Genomic DNA, 6,616 nt, shown 5'->3' with positions numbered 1-6,616 from the left:
CGCAGTTCGGCCAGGCGCAGCGCGCGCTCGGCTTCGCGCACGATCTCGTGCTGCGTCGACTCCTGGCGCCGGCTGCGGTCGACCGCAGCGATTGCGTCCTCGGTTTCCTTGAGTGCGGCGAGGATGCTGCGGCGATACTCCTCGAGCAACTGGCGCTGCTGGGATTCGCTGATGGCGACCTGATTGCGCAGTCGGCCGCCGTCGAAAATCGCCTGCACCAAGGACAGCGCGAGGGTGGCGCTGCCTGCCGGAGTGCCGAGGCCGAGCAGACCGAATTCGGCGCTGGAAAGGCCGACGTTGGCGCCGAGATTGAGTCGTGCCGGGAAGAGGTTGGCGCGGGCGATCGCGATATTGGCCTCGGCGGCGATGAGTCGTGCTTCGGTCGCGGCGAGGTCGGGGCGTCTTGCGAGCAGCTCGGCGGGCAGCATCGCCTCAACTTCCGGCACGGTGAGCGCCTCGAAACCTTCATGGCCGATATCGAAGCCCTGCGGCAACTGGCCGACGAGCAAGGCCAGCGCACGCCGGCTCTGGCGCTCCTGAGTTTGCAGCGGCAGTAGCGCGTCTCGCTGCGCGAGCACTGTGGAGCGCTGCCGACTGACGTCGAGCGCGGATGCCGCGCCGTGGCGGAATCTGGCCTCGACAATCTCGAACAATCGCTCGGCGATAGCCAGGTTTTGCTCGGCGATCTCCAGCCGAGCGCGAAGTGCCAGCACCTGGGTGTAGGCATTGACGACCGCGGCGGTCAGCGACAGCCGTGCGGCATCGAAATCGTGACGACTCGCGGCAAGCTGTGCCTGGCTGCCGCGCAGGTTGGTGATACGGCTGCCCCACAGGTCGATCTCGTACCCGACCGCCAGCCCGACAGAGGAGGACTCGGTGGTGCTCGCGCTGACGCCTCTCGCGTCCGCGACGCGTACGTTGGTCGCGACGTTGAGATCGAGGGTCGGGAAAAGGCTAGCGCCGGCGTTCCGTGCGGCGAGTTCAGACTGCACGACGCGCTCAGCGGCGATCCCGAGGTCAGGGCTGCCGGCGAGTGCTTCATCGATCCAATGCGGGATCTCGCTGGAACCGAACCGGGACCACCAGTCCGCTTCCAGGGTGGCCCGGTCGCTGTCGTCGGCGGTCGCTTCGCTCCATGATGTCGGTAACGCGACCGGTGTCCCGGGGGCGACCAACGAGGGTGCGCAGCCCGCGAGCAAGAGTGAGAAGGCGGTGGCGGCAAGCAGCCGCACCCTGGCAGCCTGTCGGACTTGAGACTGTCCTGCTGCGCCAGTGGGAAACATCGAACCTGAGCTCGCTTTCCCACTCGGGGCGGTTTCCGGACTGGTGAATGTGAGTGCGATGCGATCCATCGTGTGCATGTGTAGCGTCATTCCGAGGCGAGCGCGGTGACCGGGTCCAGGTGCGCGGCCTTGCGTGCAGGCAGGAAGCCGAACACCAAGCCGGTGGCGAAAGCGCAGCCGAAGGCGAGTGCCACCGGCATTACCGAGTACTGGATCGGCGTGCCGAAACGCTCGATGAGTGCGGCGACCCCCAGGCCGGCAAACACGCCGATGAGACCCCCGAGCGCGGAAACCGTCAGCGCCTCGATGAGGAACTGCTGCATGATGTTGCGCGTGCGTGCCCCGGTTGCCATGCGAATCCCGATCTCGCGTGTCCGCTCGGTGACCGAGACGAGCATGATGTTCATCACCCCGATGCCGCCGACCAGCAGCGAGATCGCGGCGATGGAGCCGAGGAGCATGGTCATCGTGTTCTGTGTCGCCGAGACGTTGTCGATGATCGAGGCCATGTTGCGTATGGAGAAGTCTTCGACCCCGTGACGTGTGAGCAGCAGCGAGTGGACTTCCGCCTGGGTTTCGTCGATCAGGGCGACATCCTCGACCGCGATCGTCGCGTTGCGAACATGGCGTTGTCCGAAGAGGCGCAAGCTACCGGTGGACCAAGGGACGAAGATCACGTCGTCCTGGTCCTGGCCCCATGCGGTTGCTCCCATCGGCGCCATGACGCCGACCACCTGGAAAAGGATGTTGTTCACCAGCACGTACTCGCCGATCGGCTCTCGATTGCCGAACAGTGCAGACGAGACCGTCTGCCCGAGCACGGTGACTGCCGCGAAGCGCATCTCGTCCTCGGCGGAGAAAAAAGTACCGTTGGCCACCGGCCAGGTCCGGGCGAGGATGTAATCGGCCGTGGTAGCGGTGGCGGAGGTGCGGTGGTCCATGTTGCCGAAGCGGATCGTGACGGAGCCGCCCTGCTCGGGCACCGCAGCCAGCACATTGGGCAATTCGGCCGCGGCCTTCACGTCTTCGAGCGTGAGGGTCGCGCCTGCGTCACGCCCACGCATGTTTGGCGCGCCCGGGCGAACCGTGAGCAGATTGGAGCCCATCGCGCTGATCCGGTCGATGACCTCCTGGCGCGCGCCGTCGCCGATGGCCAGCATGGCGATGACAGAGGCCACGCCGATGACGATGCCGAGCAGCGTCAGGGCAGTACGGAACAGGTTGTGGCCGAGCGCGCGCACCGCGGTGCGGGTGGCTTCGAGCAGCTCGATGAGCGTCGAGTCATGGTCGGCGTCCCTGCGTGCCTTGTGCTCGAGCGTGCGTATGGACCCGGGGCCCGGATCGGAGAGGATCTGTCCGTCACGGATCTCGATGACCCGGTCGGCGTGCTCGGCGACCTCGCGCTCGTGGGTGATCAGGATCACTGTATGACCCTGCTCCGACAGCGAGGAGAGCAGACGCATCACGTCTGCGCCACTCTTGCTGTCGAGTGCGCCGGTGGGTTCGTCGGCGAGGATGACCCGCCCGCCGTTCATCAGCGCACGGGCAATCGACACTCGTTGTTGCTGGCCACCGGAAAGCTGGTTGGGGCGGTGGTCGAGCCGCTCTCCGAGACCGAGCTCGGTGAGCAGTGCTTCGGCGCGCTCGCGCCGTGCTTCCGGCGCCAGGCCGGCATAGACCGCTGGCACCTCGACGTTCTCGGTGGCGGTCGAGCCGGCGATCAGGTTGTAGCTCTGGAAGACGAAGCCGAATTCCTCGCGACGCAGCCGAGCGAGCTCGTCCCGGTCCAGTTCGGCGACGTCCTGACCCATGAAGCGATAACTGCCCGATGTCGGCCGGTCGAGGCAGCCGAGCAGGTTCATCAGCGTAGACTTGCCCGACCCCGAGCTTCCCATGATCGCGACGAACTCGCCCTCGCGGATCTCGAGGTTGATGCCGCGCAGGACTTCGACCTCGACGTCACCGTTGCGAAAGACGCGGGTGACGCCTTCGAGCCGGATCAATTCGGGCGCCGGTGCCGTTTCGGAGAGGCGCGCGATGTCGGGTTCGACCTTCATCGCGCGGGTGTCCGGGGCTGGCCTGCCTGCGCCTGACCGGGGTTGCCAGTCGTTCGCGTGCCGGCAACCACCATGTCGCCTTCGTTCAGGCCTGATAACACCTGGGCTGCGACCCGGCTGGTCACGCCGATGCGCACATCACGTTCCTGGATAGTCCCGTCGTCGGCCTGAACACGGACCGTCGCGCTTCGCCCCGGACCGGCCGGTCGTGTCGCGCCGTCGGGGGCGGATGTCGCCTCGGGCCTGCGTCCGCCGACGCCGCGTCCGGATGGCGGTGCGAGAGCCGACAAGGCCGCCATCGGTACTGAAAGCGCATTCTCGGCTTTGGCGATAATGAAGAAAACCTGGGCAGTCATCTGCGTCATCAGCCGGCGGTCGTCGTTCGGAACCTCGAACAAGGCGTTGTACAAGACCACGTTGTTGACCACCGTCGGGGTCGGCTCAATGGTTCGCAGCTGGCTGTTCCAGCGCTGCCCGGTACCCCCCAGGGTCGTGAAATACACCTCCATGCCGGGGCGCAAGCGGCCGACGTCGGCTTCCGATACCTGGGTCTGCACCGTCATCGTGCCCAGATCCGCTATGCGCAGGATGGTCGGCGCCTGCTGACTGGCGTTGAGCGTCTGGCCCTGCCGGGCGGAGACCGACACCACGGTGCCGTCCATGGGCGCAAGAATTCTCGAATACTGAAGATTGGCCTCGTCCGCGCGGAGGTTGGATTCAGTCTGCTCGATCTGTGCCTTGAGCGCCTCGATCTGGGCGCGGGCCGAGCGCACGCTGGCCTCGGCGGTCTGCAGTGCCTCCTCGGTGGTGGCGTCCTCCGCCATCAGGTTGCGCTGGCGGCGCTGCTGGATTTCGGCCAGTTGAAGGCTCGCCTCGCGGTCCATGAGCTGAGCGCGCTGGTTGCGCAATTGCGCACGTGTGGCGTCCACCCGGCTCTGCAATACGGTGGGGTCGATTTCGGCGAGCAGATCGCCACTGCGCACCTCGCTGCCAACCTCGACATGGATGCGAGTGAGCACGCCCGAAACCTGTGCGCCGACGTCGACGAAATCGCGCGGCTGCAAGGTGCCGGTGGCGGTGACGAGATCCTCTATCGTGGTCCGCTGGATCTCCACGAACTGCAGCCGCGCGCTCTCGTTGGGTGTGCTCCACCAGTGCTTCCAGCCCGCCCAGCCGCCAAGGCCGGCGACTGCGAGAAAGATGAGGCCGAGCAGGATGCGGTTGGTGCGCCGCGGTCGTTTTCGGGAGCGGGACACTGGCGGGGAGGTCGTCATTTCGAATCGGGCCGGAGGTTCACTGGAGCAATGGATTAGAGCTTAGCGACTGGATGTGTAGCGTTTGTATCGTTTTGCAGCGCAACGTTCGCGGGGCGTCTGGATACGCCATGTGGAGTGGATCACACGGGCGGTCAGTCTTCGGCTATCGTCGCGAAAATCGGAAGTTTTCATGATCTGGATCAATAACGGGGTACGGGCATGGGTGTCTAATCGTCACCAATATTTAGACAGCGTCTAAACAGCTTCCCTCTCTCAAGGAGTGCATCATGAAAGTCAAACTCAGCAGTCTGGCCGTGGCGATTGCGGTGACCGCAGTCAGCTCCGTCGCCTGGGCGTCCGCCGTTCGCGACGAGCCGATTACCCCGATCCAGCCCTATGTCTCGGAGAATCCCGCCAAGGTTCAACTCGGCAAGAAACTGTTCTTCGAACCGCGCTTGTCGATGTCCGGCATCATCTCGTGCAACACCTGTCACAACCTGTCGCGCGGCGGTACCGACAACCTCGCCACCTCCATCGGTCACGGTTGGGCTGCTGGCCCGGTCAATGCCCCGACGGTGCTGAACTCCAGTCTTGCGATCGCCCAGTTCTGGGACGGCCGTGCTGCCGACCTTCAGGAGCAGGCTGCCGGTCCGATCCAGGCCGACATCGAGATGAACATGCCGCACACGCTGGCGCTGGACGTGCTGAACTCCATTCCGGGCTACCAGGACGAGTTCGAACAGGTCTTTGGCTCGCGCGACATCACGATCGACATGGTGACCGCAGCAATCGCCGAGTTCGAAGAAACCCTGGTGACGCCGAACGCGCGCTTCGATCAGTGGCTCAAGGGTGACGACAATGCGATCACTGCCTATGAGCTCGAAGGCTACAAGATCTTCAAGGATAGCGGTTGTACCGCTTGCCACAACGGGGAGGCCGCCGGCGGTACGTCCTTCCAGCGCATGGGTATCGTTCGCGCCTACGAGAGCACCTCGCCGGTCGAGGGCCGTTACTCGATTACAGGCAACGACGCTGACCGCTTCAGCTTCAAGGTGCCGACGCTGCGCAACGTGGAATACACTTATCCGTACTTCCACGATGGCCAGGCCAACACCCTCGAGGAGTCGGTCGACATCATGGGCCAGATCCAGCTCGGCCGTCACTACACAGAGGAAGAGATCGACAAGATCGTGGCTTTCCTGAAAACGCTGACCGGTGACATGCCGCAACTGACGTTGCCGATATTGCCGCCGTCGTCCAACGACACGCCGCGCCCGGATCCGTTCCGGTAATCGGCGCGCGAGACGTGTGAAGCACAAACGAAACCCGCGCGTGCGCGGGTTTCGTCATTGGAATCCGGGGCTGCCCCGCTTGTTTGCGGTGCTGCCCCAGTCCCTTACCGGAAGGAGCGCATATGGTGACGACACGCTTTCCTGGAGCCGCCGAGCGTCTTCGCAAGGCAGGCATCCCACCCACCCGCCAGCGAGTGGCCATCGCCGAAGTGTTGTTCGCTCGTCCGGTTCATTTGTCGGCGGACCAGGTGCTCGCGCGGGTGCGCGAGCACATGCCCGAGATGTCACGTGCGACGGTCTACAACACCCTCAAGCTTTTCCGTGAGAAAAACATGGTCAGAGAACTCGTTGTTGACCCGGAACGGGTGTTCTACGATTCGAACACTGCGCCGCACTACCACTTGTTCGACGTACGGACCGGCGAATTGTCCGACGTTTCGGCCGACGAGCTGCAGGTCATCGGCACTCCGGTGCTGCCGGCGGGTCTCGAGCTGGAAGAAGTTGATGTGATCATCCGGGTGCGAAGCCGGGCACCTGCCTGAGGCCCTCGAACGGTACAGGCCTTGGTGCCTGTCGGCCAAGCAGCATTCGCGGCTCACGCCGCTTATATGGACGCCTCCCGGTTTGGCAAGTGAAGTTTGCATTTTTGACGTTCCAGAGTCTGGCTGCAGTCTTATATCCGGCCTGTTTGGCAGACCCGATGTCTGCTGGCCCTGATGGAATTCGCC

5 protein-coding genes are annotated in these 6,616 nt (G+C 64.4%); 2 read left to right on the top strand and 3 right to left on the bottom strand.

What is annotated here, in order from left to right; all coding sequences use genetic code 11:
• From GPA21_RS18525 to GPA21_RS18515, 3 genes are all read right to left on the bottom strand, one after another.
• Positions 1 to 1,361 (bottom strand): efflux transporter outer membrane subunit (locus GPA21_RS18525; RefSeq protein WP_168989576.1); only part of this gene is annotated, 1,361 nt, incomplete at its 3' end.
• Positions 1,362 to 1,369: 8 nt separating this feature from the next.
• Positions 1,370 to 3,340 carry a MacB family efflux pump subunit gene (locus tag GPA21_RS18520; protein ID WP_168989575.1) on the bottom strand — a complete coding sequence of 657 codons (1,971 nt, stop codon included), beginning with the start codon at positions 3,338 to 3,340 and terminating at the stop codon, positions 1,370 to 1,372.
• Positions 3,337 to 4,614 carry an efflux RND transporter periplasmic adaptor subunit gene (locus GPA21_RS18515; protein ID WP_168989574.1) on the bottom strand — a complete coding sequence of 426 codons (1,278 nt, stop codon included), beginning with the start codon at positions 4,612 to 4,614 and terminating at the stop codon, positions 3,337 to 3,339. Before GPA21_RS18515 ends, GPA21_RS18520 begins: the two co-directional genes overlap by 4 nt.
• A gap of 269 nt (positions 4,615 to 4,883) precedes the next feature.
• On the opposite strand from GPA21_RS18515, the gene GPA21_RS18510 reads away from it, so the two are divergent.
• On the top strand, positions 4,884 to 5,888 hold the full coding sequence (locus GPA21_RS18510; protein WP_168989573.1) for a cytochrome-c peroxidase: 1,005 nt from the start codon (positions 4,884 to 4,886) through the stop codon (positions 5,886 to 5,888).
• Positions 5,889 to 6,010: 122 nt separating this feature from the next.
• A complete protein-coding gene (locus GPA21_RS18505; protein ID WP_168989572.1) occupies positions 6,011 to 6,430 on the top strand; it encodes a Fur family transcriptional regulator in 420 nt (139 codons plus the stop codon).
• Positions 6,431 to 6,616 lie beyond the last annotated feature (186 nt).

It is taken from the genome of Azoarcus taiwanensis, assembly GCF_012910885.1.
GTDB classification, from domain to species: Bacteria; Pseudomonadota; Gammaproteobacteria; order Burkholderiales; family Rhodocyclaceae; genus Azoarcus_F; species Azoarcus_F taiwanensis.
This window is presented reverse-complemented; position numbering and strand designations above follow the sequence as displayed.

Bases quoted from the DNA above. Each gene is read 5' to 3' on its own strand.
- GPA21_RS18520 (WP_168989575.1), bottom strand. From the start codon at position 3,340: ATGAAGGTCGAACCCGACATCGCGCGCCTCTCCGAAACGGCACCGGCG.
- GPA21_RS18515 (WP_168989574.1), bottom strand. From the start codon at position 4,614: ATGACGACCTCCCCGCCAGTGTCCCGCTCCCGAAAACGACCGCGGCGC.
- GPA21_RS18510 (WP_168989573.1), top strand. From the start codon at position 4,884: ATGAAAGTCAAACTCAGCAGTCTGGCCGTGGCGATTGCGGTGACCGCA.
- GPA21_RS18505 (WP_168989572.1), top strand. From the start codon at position 6,011: ATGGTGACGACACGCTTTCCTGGAGCCGCCGAGCGTCTTCGCAAGGCA.